19 protein-coding genes and 1 riboswitch are annotated in these 18,133 nt (G+C 66.0%); of the genes, 6 read left to right on the top strand and 13 right to left on the bottom strand.

Going from position 1 to position 18,133, the window contains the following annotated elements:
• Positions 1 to 3: 3 nt before the first annotated feature.
• Positions 4 to 555: a 2'-5' RNA ligase family protein gene (locus SIDU_RS01565; protein ID WP_007683704.1), complete on the bottom strand. Its 552-nt coding sequence runs from the start codon at positions 553 to 555 to the stop codon at positions 4 to 6.
• A gap of 60 nt (positions 556 to 615) precedes the next feature.
• On the opposite strand from SIDU_RS01565, the gene SIDU_RS01560 reads away from it, so the two are divergent.
• Positions 616 to 1,035, top strand: a complete 420-nt coding sequence (locus SIDU_RS01560; RefSeq protein WP_013040841.1) for a hypothetical protein — start codon at positions 616 to 618, stop codon at positions 1,033 to 1,035.
• A gap of 64 nt (positions 1,036 to 1,099) precedes the next feature.
• Here SIDU_RS01560 and SIDU_RS01555 read toward each other — a convergent pair whose 3' ends face one another.
• The 3 genes from SIDU_RS01555 to SIDU_RS01545 form a co-directional block, all read right to left on the bottom strand.
• Positions 1,100 to 2,026 (bottom strand): homoserine O-succinyltransferase, encoded by a 927-nt coding sequence (locus SIDU_RS01555; protein WP_007683700.1) that lies wholly within the window; start codon positions 2,024 to 2,026, stop codon positions 1,100 to 1,102.
• Positions 2,027 to 2,069: 43 nt separating this feature from the next.
• A riboswitch (SAM-I-IV-variant riboswitch) is annotated at positions 2,070 to 2,176 on the bottom strand.
• A gap of 147 nt (positions 2,177 to 2,323) precedes the next feature.
• A complete protein-coding gene (locus tag SIDU_RS01550) occupies positions 2,324 to 3,292 on the bottom strand; it encodes a diacylglycerol/lipid kinase family protein (RefSeq protein WP_007683697.1) in 969 nt (322 codons plus the stop codon).
• 9 nt (positions 3,293 to 3,301) lie between these two features.
• Complete coding sequence (locus SIDU_RS01545; RefSeq protein WP_007683695.1) at positions 3,302 to 3,796, bottom strand: DUF2141 domain-containing protein; 495 nt, start codon at positions 3,794 to 3,796, stop codon at positions 3,302 to 3,304.
• 130 nt (positions 3,797 to 3,926) lie between these two features.
• Here SIDU_RS01545 and lptF point away from each other — a divergent pair, with 130 nt between their 5' ends.
• Together lptF and lptG are read left to right on the top strand one after the other, a co-directional pair.
• On the top strand, positions 3,927 to 5,150 hold the full coding sequence (gene lptF, locus SIDU_RS01540; RefSeq protein WP_007683693.1) for an LPS export ABC transporter permease LptF: 1,224 nt from the start codon (positions 3,927 to 3,929) through the stop codon (positions 5,148 to 5,150).
• A 3-nt stretch (positions 5,151 to 5,153) separates the two neighbouring features.
• Positions 5,154 to 6,257, top strand: a complete 1,104-nt coding sequence (gene lptG / locus SIDU_RS01535; protein ID WP_007683689.1) for an LPS export ABC transporter permease LptG — start codon at positions 5,154 to 5,156, stop codon at positions 6,255 to 6,257.
• Positions 6,258 to 6,363: 106 nt separating this feature from the next.
• Here the strand turns inward: lptG and SIDU_RS01530 are convergent, their stop codons facing one another.
• Entirely contained in the window at positions 6,364 to 7,431 is a 1,068-nt protein-coding gene (locus SIDU_RS01530) for a fatty acid desaturase family protein (RefSeq protein WP_007683686.1), read from the bottom strand.
• 158 nt (positions 7,432 to 7,589) lie between these two features.
• Between SIDU_RS01530 and SIDU_RS01525 the strand changes: the two genes are divergently transcribed.
• Positions 7,590 to 8,747 (top strand): hypothetical protein, encoded by a 1,158-nt coding sequence (locus SIDU_RS01525; RefSeq protein ID WP_007683684.1) that lies wholly within the window; start codon positions 7,590 to 7,592, stop codon positions 8,745 to 8,747.
• Between the two features lie 403 nt (positions 8,748 to 9,150).
• Here SIDU_RS01525 and SIDU_RS01520 read toward each other — a convergent pair whose 3' ends face one another.
• Positions 9,151 to 10,053 carry a diacylglycerol/lipid kinase family protein gene (locus SIDU_RS01520; RefSeq protein WP_007683682.1) on the bottom strand — a complete coding sequence of 301 codons (903 nt, stop codon included), beginning with the start codon at positions 10,051 to 10,053 and terminating at the stop codon, positions 9,151 to 9,153.
• 66 nt (positions 10,054 to 10,119) lie between these two features.
• Here SIDU_RS01520 and SIDU_RS01515 point away from each other — a divergent pair, with 66 nt between their 5' ends.
• A complete protein-coding gene (locus tag SIDU_RS01515) occupies positions 10,120 to 11,001 on the top strand; it encodes a metallophosphoesterase family protein (RefSeq protein WP_007683680.1) in 882 nt (293 codons plus the stop codon).
• Between the two features lie 180 nt (positions 11,002 to 11,181).
• Here the strand turns inward: SIDU_RS01515 and xth are convergent, their stop codons facing one another.
• From xth to SIDU_RS01485, 6 genes are all read right to left on the bottom strand, one after another.
• A complete protein-coding gene (gene xth / locus SIDU_RS01510) occupies positions 11,182 to 11,952 on the bottom strand; it encodes an exodeoxyribonuclease III (RefSeq protein ID WP_007683678.1) in 771 nt (256 codons plus the stop codon).
• 66 nt (positions 11,953 to 12,018) lie between these two features.
• Complete coding sequence (erpA, locus tag SIDU_RS01505; RefSeq protein WP_007683676.1) at positions 12,019 to 12,345, bottom strand: iron-sulfur cluster insertion protein ErpA; 327 nt, start codon at positions 12,343 to 12,345, stop codon at positions 12,019 to 12,021.
• Positions 12,346 to 12,421: 76 nt separating this feature from the next.
• The gene (locus SIDU_RS01500; protein WP_025160563.1) at positions 12,422 to 13,144 is read right to left on the bottom strand and encodes a M23 family metallopeptidase; all 723 of its coding nucleotides are present in this window, start codon (positions 13,142 to 13,144) and stop codon (positions 12,422 to 12,424) included.
• 108 nt (positions 13,145 to 13,252) lie between these two features.
• The gene (locus tag SIDU_RS01495; protein ID WP_073507106.1) at positions 13,253 to 14,062 is read right to left on the bottom strand and encodes a ferritin-like domain-containing protein; all 810 of its coding nucleotides are present in this window, start codon (positions 14,060 to 14,062) and stop codon (positions 13,253 to 13,255) included.
• Positions 14,059 to 14,520, bottom strand: coding sequence for a thioredoxin-dependent thiol peroxidase (bcp, locus tag SIDU_RS01490; protein ID WP_007683672.1), 462 nt, complete (start codon positions 14,518 to 14,520; stop codon positions 14,059 to 14,061). The genes SIDU_RS01495 and bcp overlap by 4 nt, the downstream gene beginning before the upstream one ends.
• A gap of 2 nt (positions 14,521 to 14,522) precedes the next feature.
• Positions 14,523 to 17,210, bottom strand: a complete 2,688-nt coding sequence (locus SIDU_RS01485; protein WP_007683669.1) for a bifunctional [glutamine synthetase] adenylyltransferase/[glutamine synthetase]-adenylyl-L-tyrosine phosphorylase — start codon at positions 17,208 to 17,210, stop codon at positions 14,523 to 14,525.
• Positions 17,211 to 17,292: 82 nt separating this feature from the next.
• Between SIDU_RS01485 and SIDU_RS01480 the strand changes: the two genes are divergently transcribed.
• A complete protein-coding gene (locus SIDU_RS01480; protein ID WP_007683668.1) occupies positions 17,293 to 17,484 on the top strand; it encodes a hypothetical protein in 192 nt (63 codons plus the stop codon).
• Positions 17,485 to 17,739: 255 nt separating this feature from the next.
• On the opposite strand, the gene SIDU_RS01475 is transcribed toward SIDU_RS01480, so the two are convergent.
• Positions 17,740 to 18,090, bottom strand: coding sequence for an antibiotic biosynthesis monooxygenase family protein (locus SIDU_RS01475; RefSeq protein WP_007683666.1), 351 nt, complete (start codon positions 18,088 to 18,090; stop codon positions 17,740 to 17,742).
• Positions 18,091 to 18,133: the final 43 nt, after the last annotated feature.

The raw sequence follows: 18,133 nt of genomic DNA, 5'->3' as shown, positions 1-18,133 counted from the left end.
AGGTCAGCCGCGAAAGCTGGCCTTCACCGCCAATTCCCACGGGCCGCCGCGATAATGCCAGGCCGCAAGCCCCGCGATGGCGAGCGGCCTGGGGCGAAAGGCGCGCCGCAATTCGTCCGCCAGCGCCTTCGCCTCCGCCGGTTCGACCTTGTTCTGCACCGTGATGTGAAAGCGCGGCCGTCCCTGGTCCTGCGGCACCAGCAGCCCGGCAAAGGCCTCCGCCAGTTCATCGCGCAACGCCGTCAGTTCCGGGCTTTCCACCCGATAGGCGACGCCCCGCCCCAACAGCATCACCTCCGCCAGCCGGGCGGCGGGCGGCGGCCCCGCGCACAGCGCCTTCAACCGCCGCGCCACTTCATCGAGGGCGGAGGGCGGCAGATGATGGAACAGCGTGACATGCGCCGGAACCCGGTTGCGCCCGGGCGGAAAATGCGCCCGGCGCAGCCCTTCGGCCCAGCCGAAATCGGCCGCGCCCATGAGGGCCGTCACGATGATCGGTGCGGCCGAAGCCTCCTGCGCCAATGCCCTGTCCCTTCTTTCGCCAAAGCCCGCCATCCCTTATGATCCATCGGGCGGGTGTCCACGCAAATCGCCCGCCCAAAGGGGGAAACAGCCATGACCGCGCCACGATCCTTCCGCATCGTCGGAATCCTGCTGCTGCTCTGGAACCTGATGGGGGTCGGCGCCTTCATCATGCAATATACCGCCGACCTCGACCAATTGGCGAAGACCGATCCCTATACCGCCCGCATCTTCGCGGCCATGCCCGGCTGGGCCTGGACGGCCTATGCCCTCGCGGTCGGCGGCGGCACGCTGGGCGCGATCCTGCTGCTGCTGCGCAAGGCTGCCGCCGCGCCCCTTTTCCTGCTCTCGGTCATCGCCGTGATCGCGCAGTTCGGCTACAGCTTCATCGGGACCGACCTGCTGGCGGTGAAGGGCGCCACCGCCGCGATCTTCCCGGCGGCGATCCTGATCGTCGCCCTCTTCCAATGGCGCTATGCCCGCGGCCTGATCGCCAAGGGCGTCCTTCGTTAGCGGCTGGAGCAGCTTGGGGCGGCATCGGTCCGCCCGCTCCAGGCTCCATCCGCGCAAAGGGGCGTCAAGCCGCCGACAGCGCCGCCGCCTGCCCCACCGCGTCGAGATCGAAGGGCGCGGTCTGGTACATTTCGTCGATCCAGTTGCCGAACAGCAGATGCGCGTGGCTGCGCCAGTGGTTTTGCGGCGTCCGCGCCGGATCGTCGCCGGGAAAATAATGCGCGGGCAACTGCCTTGCCCCATCGCGCGCATATTCCTCGGCCAGCGTCAGCGTGTCATATTCCAGATGGTTGAACATATGCAGGAAACCGCGCCCCGGATCGCCGATCAGGCACAGGCCCGATTCCTCGCTCTCGGCCAATATCTGCAATCCCCGCCCTGCCGGAATATCCTCCCGCCGCACTTCCGACCAGCGCGACACGGGGACGATGAAATCATCCGAAAAGCCCCGCATCCACGGCGATGAAGGCACATGGACATGATGGCGGAACAGGCCGAAGGCCTTGCGGTCCAGCGCATGTTTCCCGACGCCGTGGAAATGGTGCAGCGCCGCCTGCGCCGCCCAGCAGATGCTGAGCGAGCGATGCACATGGGTCTGCGTCCAGTCGAATATGGCGCGCAGTTCGTCCCAATAGCTTACCGCTTCGAACGGAAGCTGCTCCACCGGCGCCCCGGTGATGATGAAGCCGTCGAACCGCTCGTCCCGCACGTCGCTCCACGGCCGGTAGAAGGACGCCATATGATCGGCGGAGGTGTTGCGCGACACATGGTCGCTGATCCGCACCAGCGTCAGTTCGACCTGCAGGGGCGTCGCGCCGAGCAGCCGGGCAAGCTGCGTCTCCGTGCTGATCTTGTCGGGCATGAGGTTCAGCAGCGCTATCCGGAGCGGACGGATGTCCTGCCGGACGGCATCGGCTTCGCGCATGACGACCACGCCCTCGGCCTCCAATGTGCGGCGGGCGGGCAGGTCGTCGGCTATCTTGATCGGCACGTCACGTCATTCCTCGTTGCGGAGCGACGCTTCACGATGTGGCTTGGGTCCGCTTGGTTGCCGGATCGGCCACATCCTCCTTGACGGAGTGCCACCTTGCCCGGATCGGCAGGTTGGCGTTGGGCGTCGCCCCAACTCTTGATGCTGTGCGCTCAATAGGGCGATGCCGGTCGTTTGGCAACCGCTGCTTTCGCCGAGAAAAGGAAAACTTGGAGGCTTGTCTGCGGATTTCCATATGAAATCCTCCGCAGGCGCAGCGCGCGGCGGCGAGGATGGGAATGACGGCCGATCGCCCCCTTACGCCGCCAACCTCAGGAAAGGCACGGGTTGCGTCGAACGCAGCACGATGGGCCTGCCTTCCGACGCCTCGAACAGTTCGCCGTCCAATATGACGCTGCTATGGTCGCCCTCTATGCGGATGACGTCGCCCTGTTCCAGATGGATGCCCTGCATCTGCGACTTGCCGACGCGCCTGGTGATGCTGGCCCAGAACAGGCGCAGCAGGGCGGACAGGCTCTGGTCCACCGCCATCAGCTTCATATTGCCGCGCCGGCTGTCCCCCGGCTGCACGCCCAGCAGCAATCGTTCCAGGGTGGTCACGATCAGCACCGCGAAGCGCCCCGCCAACTGCCCGTCGCGGATCAGGGATATGCGCACCGGCCGGCTGGATTGCGGCAGGAATCGGGCGCGGATGCCGAAGATCAGCGACACCAGCACCGCGATCACCGTCAGGAAATGGCTGAGGCCGTTGGACAGGCCCAGCGGATAGATCTGGTTGCGGCAATAGAGCATGTAGTCGGCTAGGCCCGCCCCCCCCAGGAACATGCCCAGCACCGGCCGGCTTTCCGCCTGCCCGTCCGACAGGGCGATCAGCTCCCGCGCCACGACATGGTCGTCGACGCCCGCCTTGGCGATCTGGACGATCCTCTCCAGCGCCTTGATCGGATCGCCATGGATGCCCAGGTCCAGCGCGATCAGGTTGGTCTTGCCGTTGGGCAGCACCGCGATCGGCGGCACGCGGCCCTTGAAATGCTCGCCCTGGTACAGTTCCGTCAGCGCCGCCTGCACCGTGCCGTCGCCGCCGTTGATGACGATGACGACAGGATCGACGCGGGCGATGGTCTGCAGCGCCCGGCCGATCTGTTCGACATGCTCCACCTCATAATGGAAGATGTCGGGATTGCTGGCGCAATAGCTGCGCACGCGCGGAAGCGTCTGCCGGTTGCCCGTGGACTTGGGATTGGACAGAAGGGCGACGCGGACCATGGCGGGGGATCACATATATTTGAGGTTGATGGTGATCTTCGTCACGCCCGGCCCCGCATAGAAGGCGGCCTTTTCGACCCCCGGCTTGCCCAGGTTGAAGATGTTGATCGACGGATTGTTGGAAAATCCGCCGCCGTCGCGCGAAATATCCGTCTTGCCGTTGCCGTCGCGGTCGTGGCGCACGGCGATGCCGTAGCGGCCGGGCTGCGGCACCGGCATGCAGAAGCGCATGGCGCCATTGCTGGCCTTCACCGGCACGTCGATGCGGCCCAGCCATTCGCCCTTGGCCAGCCATGCGGCCTTGGTGGCGGGATAGGATTGCACGCGCACCTTGCCGGTCGAGGCGGCAAAGCCGCGCACGTCTACCAGAACCGCCGGGCCCTTGGCGTCCGCAGAGCAGCGTTCCAGGTCGTTGCCGATCTCCATACCATGGGCCAGGGCCGGCGCGACGGCGAACAACGCCCCTGCCGACATCAGACCCATTGCAACTTTGAACATGACCATCCAACTCCGTGAAGCTATAGCCGCCCGGTGACACCGGACGGCGAGCCCCTGTTCGCCCCGCAACTTGCCTGACTCGCATATGGGCGGGGTTTGCGGCCAAATCATGGTGATGGGACGACCACATAGAGAAATGCTGACCGCCACCGACAGATATCTCGCCCGCCTGATCGCCCTGCCCATGCTGGGGACGCTGGTGATCTCGGCCATGCTGCTGGTGCTCGACAAGATGCTGAGCCTGTTCGACTTCGTCGCGGCGGAGGGCGGGCCGGTCAGCGTCGTATGGCGAATGCTGGCGAACATGATGCCCGAATATCTGTCGCTGGGCATTCCCATCGGCCTGATGCTGGGGATTTTGCTCGCCTTCCGGAAGCTGGCGCTGTCGTCGGAACTGGACGTGATGCGGGCGGTCGGCCTGTCCTACGGCCGGCTGCTGCGCGTCCCCTATATGTTTGCGATCGCGCTGGCGCTGCTGAACTTCGGCATTGTCGGCTTCGTCCAGCCGCTGTCCCGCCATGCCTATGAGGCGTTGCGGTTCGAGCTGCGGTCGGGCGCGCTGGGGGCGTCGATCAAGGTGGGCGAGTTCACCAATCTGGGCAAGCGCATGACCCTGCGGATAGAGCGCAGCCTGGACGAGGGGCGCAACCTCCAGGGCATCTTCGTGCGCGCCGTGGGCAAGGACGGGCAGACCGTGGCGGTGACGGCGGCGCAGGGCGAGTTTCTGGCGACGGACGACCCCGACACCATCATCTTCCGCCTGCGCGACGGCGTGCTGGTAAACGATGCGCCCAAGTATAAATCGCCGCGAATCCTGTCCTTTTCCAGCCACGACCTGCCCATCGACCTGCCGCAGATAGAGCGGTTTCGCGGCCGCGACGTGGATCGGGAAAAGACCATCCCCGAACTGGTGACGATCGGCCATGATCCGGCCACGCCCGAAAAGCTGCGCAATGAAATCCGCGCCAATTTCCATTTCCGCATGGTGGAGGTGGCGATGATGCTGCTGCTGCCGCTGGCCGCGCTCGCCTTCGCGATTCCGCCGAAACGGTCGACTTCCGCGCTCGGCGTGTTCCTTTCCATCGTGTTCATCGTGACCTATCACAAGGTCAACGAATATGGGCAGGGCGTGGGATCGCTGGGCAGGATCGACCCGATCATCGCGCTATGGGGACCGTTCCTGCTGTTCGCGGGGCTGATCCTGTGGATGTACCATGTGATCGCGCACCGGCCCGGCGGCCAGCCGATCGCCGCGCTGGAATATGCCTTCGCCAAGATCGCCAAGCAGTTCCTGCGGCTGATCGGCCTTGTCCGCCGGCGGCGGCCGAGGGCGGAAACCCTGGCGGAAGGAGCCGCCTGACCCATGCATCAGTTCAACTTCTTCCCCTCGCGCCAGCTTGGCTGGTACATGGCGCGGCTGTTCCTGACCCGGACCTTCGCGGTGCTGGCGATGCTGGTCGCGGTGCTCCAGACGCTGGACCTGCTGGGCGAATCGGGCGACATCCTGGCCTATGCCGGCAATGGCGATGCGCAACTGTGGCATTATGTGGCCCTGCGCGCGCCGCAGATCGTGGCGCGGTTCCTGCCCTTTTCCGTGCTGCTCGGCACGCTGATCATGCTGGCCAGCCTCAATCAGAACAGCGAGATCATATCGATGAAGGCGGCGGGGCTGTCGGCGCATCAGATATTGGCGCCCCTGCTGGCCGCGGCGCTGGGCGTGGCGCTGATCAGCTATGCCTTCAACGAGCGGATCGTGGCGCGGTCGACCGCCCGGCTTTCCGCCTGGCAGGCGGTGGATTACGGCCCCCTGCCCCCCGAAACCGGCGTCAAGGCCAGCCCATGGGTGCGCGACGGCAACAATCTGGTGACGGCAGCCATTGTCGCCGGGCGGGGGACGGCGGTCCAGCTCCGCAAGGTGGAGATATTCAACCGGATCAACAACACGCTGACCACCATCGTCCAGGCGCCCAGGGGCCATTATGACGCTTCGACCAGAAGCTGGGTGCTGGAGGATGCGCGGCAGTTCGACGTGGCGCGGGGGACGGAACGGCAGATCGGCACCGTCCGCTTCGGCCGCGACATAAGGCCCGATCAGTTCACCCTGGCGAAGGTCGATCCGGACGCGCTCACCTTCAGCCAGTTGCAGGCGGCGATCAGCGACCTGCACGACGCCGGCCGCCCCACCGCCGAACTGGAGGGCAGCCTCTGGCACAAGCTGTCGGGGCCCTTGTCGGCGCTGCTGATGCCGATTTTGGGTTCCGTGGCCGCCTTCGGCCTGGCGCGGTCGGGGCAGTTGTTCGTGCGCGCCGTGTTGGGGATGGCGCTGGGCTTCGCCTATTTCGTGGCGGACAATTTCTCGCTCGCCATGGGCAATCTGGGGGCCTATCCGCCCTTCCTGGCGGCATGGGCGCCGTTCCTGCTGTTCCTGCTGGTAGGCGAAACGGTGCTGTTCCGGACGGAAGAATAGTAGCTCGACTCCCCGCTCCTGCGGAGGCGCTCATGAGAGCCCAGGCGTCGCGTTGTTTCCGAAACGGCGGAACTGGGCTCCTGCCTTCGCGGGAGCACATTTGGAGTTAGCGCTTCCCCATCGTCGAACGCGCTATCTTCCCGACCAGCGGCCACATGCCGGGGTAATTGCCCCGATGATAGGGCGAATCGCTCGCCAGCGTTGCGACCAGCCGCTTATGCGCCTCGCCCAGCGCATGATAGGGCACGCTCGGCAGCAGGTGGTGCAGCGCGTGATAGCGCAGGCCCACCGGCGCCCAGATCGCCGCGAAGGGCGATGGCGGCGGCACGTTCACCGAATCCAGATATTGCGCGGTGACGGTCATCGCATCGCCCTCATTTTCCCAGAGATGCGCGACCAGCGTGCGAAGCTGGTTGATGACGGTCATGCCCGCATGCACGGCGATATAGGTGAGCAGCGGCTTCCACCCGAAGGCGAAGACGCTGCCGACCAACGCCAGGGCAAAGAGGCTGGCGCCCGCTTCCTGCCAGGCCCATTGGCGAGCGAAATCCCCCTCCGGCGCGCGGCGGCGATAGGCGGGGTTGATGGAAAGCGCGGAAAATTCCGCCACGATCCTTCGCCGCAGCGGCGGGGCGACCAGGCCGAGCGGCGTCAGCAGGCCGAAGCGCAGGATCAGGCCGACGGGGGCCAGCGACGCCACCAGGATGAACAAGGGCAGCGACCAGGGCTTCATCAGCGCCAGCGGCAGATATTCCGGATCGCTCGCCGTGCCGTAGCGGGTGCGGGCATGATGCTGCGTATGCACTTCCTCATACATGAAGCTGGGGATCATCAGCGGAATGCCGACGATCAGGTTCCAGCCGAAGCGGAAGCCGGGCAGCGCGCCCTTGCGGATATGGGTCAGTTCATGGATGAAGCTCGCGGCGCGATAGAGCGCCAGCATCGCCGCCAGTCCGAACGCCAGCATGAGCGCGCTATTGTCGGTCAGGATCGCCCCGGCCAGCGCCGCATAGCCGACAATGGCCGAAGCCAGCATGTCGGGCCAATAGATGGCGGGCCGCGCCGTCGACAGTTCGCGGGTCAGGTCGGCCGCCGCGCGCAGCATCGCCGCATCGTCGGGGATCGCGCTTCGCGTCCGCGACGCGGCTGCAATAAGGGGATCGTGCACAGTCATACCGTGGTTCCTAAAGGGTAAATGCGCTGCAATTGGGGCAGCAACATGACGATTTCGTCATCCCGATCCGATCCGTTCATGTCCCGATTGACATTCCCGAAACAAGCGACGATCCGTCCTGATCCAACTCCCCTGCTCTTGCGAAAGCTCCCCCCGCCGTGGCCAATAACGAACTGGTGATCACCCCCGTCATGTCCAAGGCGGACCGCAAGGCTTTCGTGGACCTGCCCTGGCGGCTTTATGCCGACGATCCCCATTGGGTGCCGCCGCTGAAGGATGAGGTCTACAGCCTGATCACGCCGGGCAAGAACCCCTTTTTCGGTCATGCGGAGGCGCAATATTTCCTGGCGCGCCGCGGCGGCAGGGTGGTCGGGCGCGTGTCGGCCCACCTCGATCATCTGGCGCTGGCCCAGCCCGCCGAACAGGGCATGGGACCGGGCACGGGCAATTTCGGCCTGTTCGAGGCGGAGGACGCCGAAACCGGCGCGGCATTGATCGCGACGGCGGAGGGATGGCTGCGCGCCAAGGGCATGATCCGCGCCCTGGGTCCGATCTCGCTGTCCATATGGGAGGAGCCGGGGCTGCTGATACAGGGCTTCGACCACAGGCCGACGGTGATGATGGGCCATGCCAGGCCCGAATATCAGGCCATGGTCGAAGGCGCGGGCTATAGCCCGGTCAAGCAGCTCAAAACCTATGAACTGGACATCACCCAGCCCTTCCCGCCGCTGATCCAGCGCATCGTCCAGTCGGGCGAGAAGAATGAACGCATCCGCATCCGCAAGGTCGACAAGTCGAAATTCGACAGCGAGGCGGCGATCATCCTGGCCATATTGAACGACGCCTGGGGCAATAATTGGGGCTTCGTGCCGATCACCGACGAGGAAGTCGCGCATTTCGGCAAGCAGTTGAAGCCCATCGTGTTCAACGACCTGATCATGATCGCGGAACTGAAAGGGGAGCCGGTGGCGTTCATGATGACGCTGCCCGACCTCAATGAGGCGATAGCGCCGCTCAACGGCTCGCTCTTCCCCTTCGGCTGGGCGAAGCTGCTCTGGTGGCTGCGCAAGCCCCAGGTGCGGACCATGCGGGTGCCGCTGATGGGCGTGGTGCAGCGGCTGCAATCGTCGCGCCTGGCGAGCCAGCTCGCCTTCATGATGATCGAATATATCCGCCGCGCCGCCATCGCCAATTATGGCGCGACCAGGGGCGAGATCGGCTGGGTGCTGGACGACAATCAGGGCATGAACGCCATCGCCGACGCCATCGAGAGCAAGGTGAACAAGGTCTATCAGCTATATGAGAAGGCGCTTTAGGGCGTATGGGGATTCAGTCCATGGCGGGCTGCAAATAGCGGCTTTCTGCGCTTCCGGTGCTCACGTACTGAAGTACGCTGCGTCGAAACGAGTCACGCGCCTCGTTTCGAGGTTCTCGAAATCCACTATTTTCGCCGCGCCCTGAACTGAATCCCGACACACCCTAGTCGGCGGTCGAATTCGGAATTTACCGGCTGGTCGATTTGCGTGGTTAGCGGACCTATCCTATTCCTCCCCATCGGGAGGTGGGGAGGGGGACCATGCGAAGCATGGTGGAGGGGAAATGGCGCGATCTTCGAATTTCCCCTCCACCAGCCTACGGCTGGTCCCCCTCCCCATGCTTCGCGCAGGGAGGATTTGACGCCTGCAATTGGGCCATTTCCGGGCAATTAAATTGTCTCGCTCAGGGCACGGCCACATCCACCGCTCCCGGCGCGATCCTGATTGTCGCGGGCGTCTTCGCCAGCACCTCGCCGTCGATGGAGATGCGCTGCGGCGGCACCGTTTCGATCCGGAAAGCCTTGCCGCGAAACTCCTCCGTCTGCGCGTCCCGGTCGCGCAGCTTGAAGAATTTGGCGTACCAGTCCCAGGCGAGCCGCGCATGGCTGCGGCCCACCACCGCCTGGACCACGATTTCCCCCGTGTCCACAGCGGCCTGGTCGGACAGTTCCACTCCGCCATGATAGGGGCCGTTGAGGATGCGCACCTCCGTCGCCCACATCCGGCGCTGCCTGATCCCATCGTCCAGCATCAGCCGGAAAGCGCGAAACCCTATGGAGCATTTGACCGCCCAGAGCAGATAGCCGATCCGTCCCAGATAGCGCTTCAGCTTGTGCGGCACCGTCTCCCCGATCCGGGGCGACAGGCCCAGCGAGGCCGCATTCACGAAATAGTCCCGGTCGATCATGCCCAGGTCGATGCGCCGTCGGCGGCCGCTGGATATGGCCGCCACCGCCCCCTCCAGGTCGAGCGGTATGCCCAGGGTGCGCGCAAAACTGTTCGCGGTGCCCAGCGGCAACACGCCGAAGACGCAATCCTTGCCCACCAGTTCGTCGACTGTCCCGGAAAGCGATCCGTCGCCGCCGCCGACGATCACCATCGGCGCGCCGTCCGCGACGGCATCGCGCACTGTTTCCTGCAATCGTTCCGGCTCCCTCACCGCATGCGCGGCGATCAGGCGCAGTCCCGCTTCCTCCAGCCTGGTCCTGGCGTCCTTGAACAGGGCCTCCCCCCGGCGGGAATGCACATTGACGATCAGCACCGCCTCACGGGGCAGATCCTTGGCGGGCGGCGATGTCGTTCCCATGCCTCAACAACACGCAACTGCGCCGCAAGGTCCGAAACCATAAAGCGGCTTGCCCGTTCATGGGTGATGGCCCGCATCGCTCATCTGTCGGACGTCCATTTCGGCGCCCATGATCCCCGCATCGTCGCCGCCACCGAAGCCTGGCTGCAGCGGCATCGCCCGGACCTGGTGGTCATCAGCGGCGACTTCACCCAGCGCGCAAGGCCCGAACAGTTCCGGCAAGCCGCCGCCTGGCTCAACCGGCTGCGGGCGGCGGGCATGAAATTGCTGGTCGTTCCGGGCAATCACGACGTTCCGCTCTATGATCTTGCGCGCCGCTTCGGAGCGCCGCTGCGCCGGTACAAGCGTTATATCAGCAATGACCTCTGCCCTTTTTTCGAGGATGACGCGGTCGCGATACTGGGCCTCAACACGGCGCGGTCGCTGACGATCAAGGATGGGCGGATCAACCATGACCAGATGGACATGCTTCGCGCCAGCTTCGCGTCGGTCGCGCCGGAAAAGACGCGCATCCTCGTCACCCATCACCCCCTTTTCGCCATGCCGATCGGCAAGGGCGGGGAATTGAGCGAGGCCGTCGGACGGCATGAGGACGCCGTGCGCGCGGCGGCCGAGGCAGGCATCCACATCGCGCTGGCCGGCCATTTCCACCGCACCTATGCGGAGGCGGCGGACAGGATGGTGGCCCATGCCGGCGGCGCGCTGGTGATCCAGGCGGGAACGGCGACCTCCACCCGCCTCCGCAATGCCGAGCCGCAGAGCTTCAACTGGCTGCACGTCCACCGCCATGACGAGATCGAATTGCAGGTGGTGGTCTGGGACGGCGCCAGTTTCCAGCGCGGGCATCATGTCGCTTATTTCCGCCAGGGGGGCGCGTGGATCGGACAGGACATGGCCGATCCAGCGGCCTTGCCGGGCATCAAGGTGGCGGAGGCGGCGAAGGGGTGAAGGGTGGTTCGCCGTCATTCCCCCTCCCGCAGGCGGGAGGGGGTTAGGGGGTGGGCGCGACCCCGGACTTGATCCGGGGGAGCTTCCGCCTTCTCGGTTAGGGAAGGACGCCGCTGGCGCGGCGACCCACCCCCGGCCCCTCCCGTCTACGGGAGGGGAGAAAAATGTCGTCAAAGCAGGTTACGACAGTTCCACCCAGGTCGGGGCATGGTCGCTCGCCTTTTCCCGCCCTCGGAAATCCTTGTCGACCTGCGCGTCGATCAGCCGGTCGGCGGCGGCGGGACTGAGCAGCAGGTGATCGATCCGGAACCCCGCGTCGCGCGGCCAGGCGTTCATCTGATAGTCCCAATAGGTCCATACCCCGCCCGCCGGATGCCGGGAAGCGATGGCGTCGGTCCATCCGTCGCCCAACAGGCGGCGATAGGCGGCGCGGCTTTCGGGCTGCATCAGCGCGTCTTCGGCCATCGCCTTGACCGAATAGACGTCCCTGTCGCGCGGAATGACGTTGTAATCGCCCGCCAGGATCGCCGGCACTTCCTCCGCCCAGATTTGCGCGGCGCGGTCGCGCAGGCGCTTCATCCAGCGCAGCTTGTAGTCGAATTTCGGCCCCGGCTGCGGATTGCCGTTGGGCAGGTAGATGCTGGCGACGCGCAGCCCCTTCACATCGGCTTCCAGATAGCGGCTATGCTCGTCCTCCGGCTCCCCCTCCAGGCCCCGGCGGACCTCCACCGGCGTCTCTCCCCGCGCCAGTATCGCGACCCCGTTGAACCCCTTTTGCCCGTGCCAGATCGCGCCATAGCCGACATCCTCAATATCCCTGACCGGGAACGTGTCGTCGGATGTCTTGATCTCCTGCAGGCAGGCGATGTCGGGGCGCGTCTCGTCCAGCCACTCCAGCAGGCGCGGCAGGCGCGCCTTGATCCCGTTGATGTTGAAGGTGGCGATGCGCATGGCCGAAATCTCCCTGCGCGCATCCCTAAAGAGGAGAGACCCCCTCCGACAAGGGCGGGACAGATTTTAAATCGAGAAGCTGGTGCCGCATCCGCAACCGGCGGTGGCGTTGGGGTTCGTGACCTTGAACGCCTTGCCGCCCAGATCGGAGACGAAATCGACCGCCGATCCGCGCACCAGATCGATGCTGACATCGTCCACCACCAGCGTCACGCCGTCGCGCTCGACCATGATGTCGTCCGCCTCAACCGCTTCGGCCAGGCCGAAGCGATATTGGAAGCCCGAACAGCCGCCGCCTTCGACAGCCAGGCGCAGGATGGCGGGCTTGCCCTGCTTGGCGGCTATGGCGGCCACGCGGGCAGCGGCGGAGGATGTGAGATCGATGTCGGTCATCGCGCTTAAATAGGATCAAGCAAAAGGCCCGACAAGCTCTCGCCTGCCGGGCCTTGGGAAAGAGACATCGGCCGGCTCAGTCCGCCGCCTTTTCCTGGGCCTTGGTCGGGCCGCCGATGGCGATCGGCGGCTTGGTGTTCATCGCCACCAGATAGTCGGGGCCGGCGACGAAGGGGATCGGGTTGATCGCCTGGCCGTCGACGCGCACTTCATAATGCAGATGGCTGCCCGTCGAGCGGCCGGTCGAGCCCATGAGGCCGATCAACTGGCCGCGATGGACATAGCTGTTGGGGGAGACCAGCAGCTTCGACATATGGCCGTAGCGCGTTTCCATGCCGCCGCCATGCGAAATCTGGACCAGGTTGCCATAGCCGCTGGCCCATCCGGCGCGGCTGACGATGCCGTCGGCGGTCGCGTAGATCCTGGTGCCCGTGGGACCGGGGATGTCGATGCCCTTGTGCATCCGGGCGCCGCCGTTGAACGGGTCGGAACGGACGCCGAAATTGGAGGTCAGGGAGAGTTTCTCGACCGGACGGCCGGAGGGGATGTAATTGGCCGACTTCGCCTGGCCGTCGAGCCGCTGGAGGCTGGAGAAGAGGTTGGAAAAGCCGACATCGGCCGGGCCGAGCGCGCCGGTGTTGATTTCCGACGCATCGCCATAGGGATCGTCCTCGTCCGCCTTGGCCTGGGCCGGGACGGCGGCGCAGAGCGCGCCTGCCATGCCCATCGCTCCGGCAATTTTAAGTGCAGAACGGAACCATCGCGCAACGCGCGCATTTTCAAACTGTAGAACCAACATGCCGACCCCGACTCTCGACCGGAGGCTTTGCGCCCCTCGGCCTATCCCCACGTTTACAAAATGCGGCTGATGCCGCCACCCGCTGTCCGCAAGAGGACATGTCGCGGCTTATTGTGCAAGCGGAGTGTAAAATTCCCGCGTTAAACCGGCTTGTCGGCGCGCCGAGTCGTTGAACGGCGGCTTCAACGCCCCCCGAAAGTGGCGTTTCACAAGGATTTGGTAATGATTTGCGGGGTTCAGCCCCATTCGCTTCGTCGCATGGCCGAACCATGTCGTCCCTGCGGAGACGTGGCGGATTTCATCGGTCATGATCCGCTGCAACATGCGCGCCGACGCTTCGTCCCCCGCGTCCCGGAAGCGGACGATGGTGGCGGGCGTGATGTCCAGCGCCCGCGCCTCCAGCACCATCGGCACGATGGCCAGGCGGGCGAGCGCATCATGCGCCGTCTCGCTCGCCGCCTGCCACAGCCCGTCATGCGCCGGCAGGGCGCCGTAATGGCTGCCGAACTGCCGCAGCCGCCGGTGGAGCAGCGCGAAATGCATCGCCTCGTCAGCGCCCACCCGCATCCATTCGCCGGTGAATTCCCGCGGGAATTCCGCTCCGAACCGCCCGATCAGGTCGAAGGCGAGGTCGATGGCCACGAATTCGATATGGGCCAGCGCGTGCAGCATCGCGATCCGCGCCCGTTCCGAACCGATCCTGCCGCGCTTGGGCATGCGGTTGGGCGGCAGCAGTTCGGGCAGTTCGGGGCGCGCGGGCCGTTCCGGCATGACGGCGTCGAAACGATGCGCCAGCCGCCCCAGCTGCCAGTTCCGCGCCGCCGCCCGCGCCGCCATCAGCTTGGCCAACGGATCGGGGGTCAGCAGCACATGGGCGCAGGCCGCGCCCACGCTGTCGATGGAAAGGGGCAGCGTCAAAGGCCCTGTCCGGCCTCCAGCACTTCGGCCGCGTGCCCCTTGACCTTCACCTTGGGCCAGGCGCGCAGGATCTTCCCATCGGCGCCGACCAGGAAGGTCGCCCGCTCGATCCCCATATATTTGCGGCCATAGAGCGACTTTTCGACCCAGGTGCCGAAGGCTTCGCACATCGCGCCCGTCTCGTCGGAGGCGAGCGTGACGGCGAGGCCATATTTCTCCGCGAATTTCTTGAGCCTGGCCGGCTTGTCCTTCGATATGCCGACGACCGGCATGCCCAACGCCGCGAATTCGGCCGCCAGCGCCGTGAAATCCCTGGCTTCGCTGGTGCAGCCGGGCGTGTCCGCCTTGGGATAGAAATAGACGACCAGCGGCTTGCCCCTGTAGCGCGCCAGGGTGAAATCCGCGCCGTCCGCATCCTTCAGCGTCACTTCCGGCACGGCATCGCCCACGTCCAGCATCGTCATTCCTCCTTGAAGGGCGCGGCCAGCGCCGCCCATGCGTCACCCACCCTTTGCCGGGCCTCGCCGTAGCTTTCAAGCAGCGCATCCCAGCTTTCGACGCCGCAAGCCCGCGCCGCCAGAGGCCGCGTGGCGTGCGGAGGCTCGGTCGATTTCGGCGAAACCAGGCGGGAAACGACGAGAAAGCGGGTGATGAGATCGTGGGCCGGGATCAATTCGCCCGGCAGGTGGCCGGCCGCCGCCAGTTGCTCCAGCGCGGCGCGCAAATCCGGGTCGAACGCCATATTATGGCGGAACTGGGTGACGTGGATCAGGAATTCCAGGTCGACCAGCCCGCCCGGCACCAGCTTCACGTCCAGATCGCTTGCGGGCGGCTTGTGCCGGGCGATGTCGCCGCGCATCTTCACCGCATGGCGCGCCAGCTCGTTGAAATCGCGCGGCCGCTCCAGCGTCTCGGTCAGGATCGCGCCCAGCGCCGCCCGCGCCGCGTCGGATCCGAAGACCGGGCGGGCGCGGGTGAGCGCCAGATGCTCCCAGGTCCAGGCCTCCTCCCGCTGGTAGCGGGCGAAGCTGTCGAGGCTGACCGCCAGCAGGCCTTGCGCGCCGGAGGGGCGAAGGCGGGTGTCGACCTCGTACAGCGGCCCCGCCGCCGTTTGCACCGACAGGGCATTGGTGATGCGCTGGCCGAGCCGGTTGAAATATTGCGTCGCGCCCAGCGGCTTCGCCCCATCGGATTCGGTTTCGAAGCTGCCGGTGAAGAGATAGACGAGGTCGAGGTCGGACGCATGGGTCAGCACCCCGCCGCCCAGCCTGCCCAGCGCCAGGATCACCATCTCGCCGCCCGGCACCTTTCCATGGGCGCGCTCGAACTCCGCGACGGTGGCGGCCGTGAGCGCCTCGATCGCGGCTTCGGCGACGCGGCTATAGCCCCGGCCCGCCTCCAGCGGATCGCCGCCCCGGATGATCTGCGCGCCCAGGGCGAAGCGGCGGTCGTTCACCCGCTGGCGCACCCGGTCGAGCAGCGCCTGATAATCCTCCCCCTCCTCCAGCCGTGCGAACTGGGCGGCCAATATCCCGACAGGCGGCGGCGGGTCGAAGGCGGAGGTGTCGATCAGCCCGTCGAGCAGCTCCGCCCGCCGCCCCAGCGCGTCGGCCAGCGTCGGCGCATGGCTCAGCAGTTCGGCCAGCAGTTCCACAAGGCCGGGGCGCGCCGCCAGCAGCTTGAAGAAGTTGATCGCGCTCGGCAGCCGCCCGATCAGGTCGTCCAGCCGGTTGAGCGCCCGCGCCGGATCGGGCGCCGCCGCCAGCGTGCGCATCAGCCCAGGCAGCAATTGCTCCAGCGCCTCCCGCGACGCGCCGCTGCGCAGCGCCCGGACCGTGCCCGAACGCCAGCGCGCTATCCGCGCCAGCGGCGTTTCCGGATCGGCAAAGCCCAGTTCGGCAAGCTGCGCCTTCAATCGATCCTCGTCCAGCGACAGCGATTCGCCGGGAGCCGCAGGGGTCAGCCGGTCGTAATTGCCGCCCACCCACTGCACATGCGGGCGCAGCAGGTCGAGCAGCGCTCCGCCATGCTCCAGCCCGTGCAGGCGCGCGACATTGTCCATCGCCTCGGCCGACTTGGGCAGTTCATGGGTCTGGCGATCCTCCACCATCTGCAATCGATGCTCGACGGTGCGGAAGAGGACATAGGCTTCGTCCAGCTTCGCGGCGACCTCCGCTTCGAACACGCCCGCCGCCGCCAGGGCGCGCAAGGCCTCGCGCGTATTGCCCGACCGCAGCGAGGGATCGCGCCCGCCATGGATAAGCTGATGCACCTGCGCGAAGAATTCGACCTCCCTTATGCCGCCGCGTCCGCGCTTGAGGTCATATCCCGGCCCGAAGGCCTGCCCCTGCGAATAATGGTCGCGGATGCGGCGCGAAATGTCGGTGATCGCGTCGATGGCCCCGAAATCCAGGCTGCGCCGCCAGACGAAGGGGCGGATCGCCTGCATGAAATAATCGCCGAGCGCCAGGTCGCCCGCCGCCGGTCGCGCCCGGATGAACGCCGCCTGCTCCCAGCCGAGCGCGGTCGATTCATAATAGCCGATCGCCGCTTCCACCGGCAGGGCGATCGGCGTCGCCTCCGGAGAGGGGCGCAGGCGAAGGTCGACGCGGAACACATAGCCGTCGCCGTCGCGGGCATTCAGCAGTTCGCTGACCCGCCGGCCGATGCGCACGGCCGCGTCCGCCGGATCTTCCCGCTCGCCATGGGGCAGCGTCCTGGGGTCGTAGAGCAGGATCGGGTCGATGTCCGATGAATAGTTCAGTTCCCGGCTGCCATGCTTGCCCAGCGCCAGCACGACGAAACCGCGCTTCTCCGCATCTGGATAGCGCTCCGCCATGGCGGCGGCCAGCGCCTCCTCCAGGGCCTGGTCGGCAAAGTCCGACAGGGTGCGCGTGACCCGGTCCAGCCCCCAGGCGCCCGCCAGATCGGCGGCGGCCGTCACCAGCGCCACCGCGCCGCGCCTGCGCCTCAGCGACCGGGCGATGCCGTCATCGGGCGCCGCCACCCCCTGCGCGGCGGCCCAGGCGCCCTCGAAGTCCCCGCTCCCGACCAGATCGGCGACATCCGGAAAGCGATCCCATTGCCGGGCCAGGAAGGGCGAATGCGCCCTGATCCTCGCCGCGACCGCCAGACGGTCCGTCACCATGAATCTCCCATAATGGAGCCGATATTGCGTGCCATCGTGACGAACGCCAGAAACTTTTGCGCGGCTGGGCAGTTATTCCACCATGGAAATGCAACGAAAACCCTTTAGCCGGTCGGCCCGGGTTCAGGACGGCGCGATACGCCGCGTCCTGAACATCGGCGTGCCGCAGCCCTATGAGGGCATCGGCAATGCGTTGCGTTCGACCTTCCGCGCAGGCGGCGGGACAGTTCCCGACGACATGCTCGACCTTCTGGCGAAACTGGACGAACATTAAACGGCGTTGATGCTGAGTGATCTGGGTGTTTGCCGTCATTCCCCCATTCGTCACCCCTCCCCCTATTCGTCACCCCGGACTTGATCCGGGGTCCCGCTGTCTTGGACGAGGCGCGGCACTCAGACAAGAAAGCGGGACCCCGGGTCAAGCCCGGGGTGACGGGAAACTAATGACCGCAACTGGCCAATTCCCGAAATCACGGAATGTCCCCGTCCGAGGCAGCATCGACGCCCTCAGCCCGTTCGCAAAGGGTAATCATGGAAAATCCTCATTCCTCCGGCCTCCTGCCGAGCGCAGCAGCAGGTCGTCCGTCACCGTCATGGTGAAGATGGGATCGGCGTCGGCCGGCACTTCTGCGATGGCGTCGACGAAGGCGGCGCGGGTTTCGGGGTCGTCATAGACCATCTTCCGGTCGAACGCCGCGCGCCAGGTCGCCTCGTCCGGCCATTCGGCATAGCCCACGAAGCGGCCGTCGGCGTCCCGGTGCAGGCGCGAACCGTAGCTGCCATATTTCTCGCGGATCAGGTCGGTTCCCCGGCGCCAGGCCTTGCGGAACTGATCCTCCTTGCCGGGGTGGACGCGCCACCAATAGACCGCAACGAACATCGGCTCTCTCCTTTGGGAAGAGAATGAACCGCCCGGCCAGGAG

It is taken from the genome of Sphingobium indicum B90A, from assembly GCF_000264945.2.
GTDB lineage: Bacteria > Pseudomonadota > Alphaproteobacteria > Sphingomonadales > Sphingomonadaceae > Sphingobium > Sphingobium indicum.
This window is presented reverse-complemented; position numbering and strand designations above follow the sequence as displayed.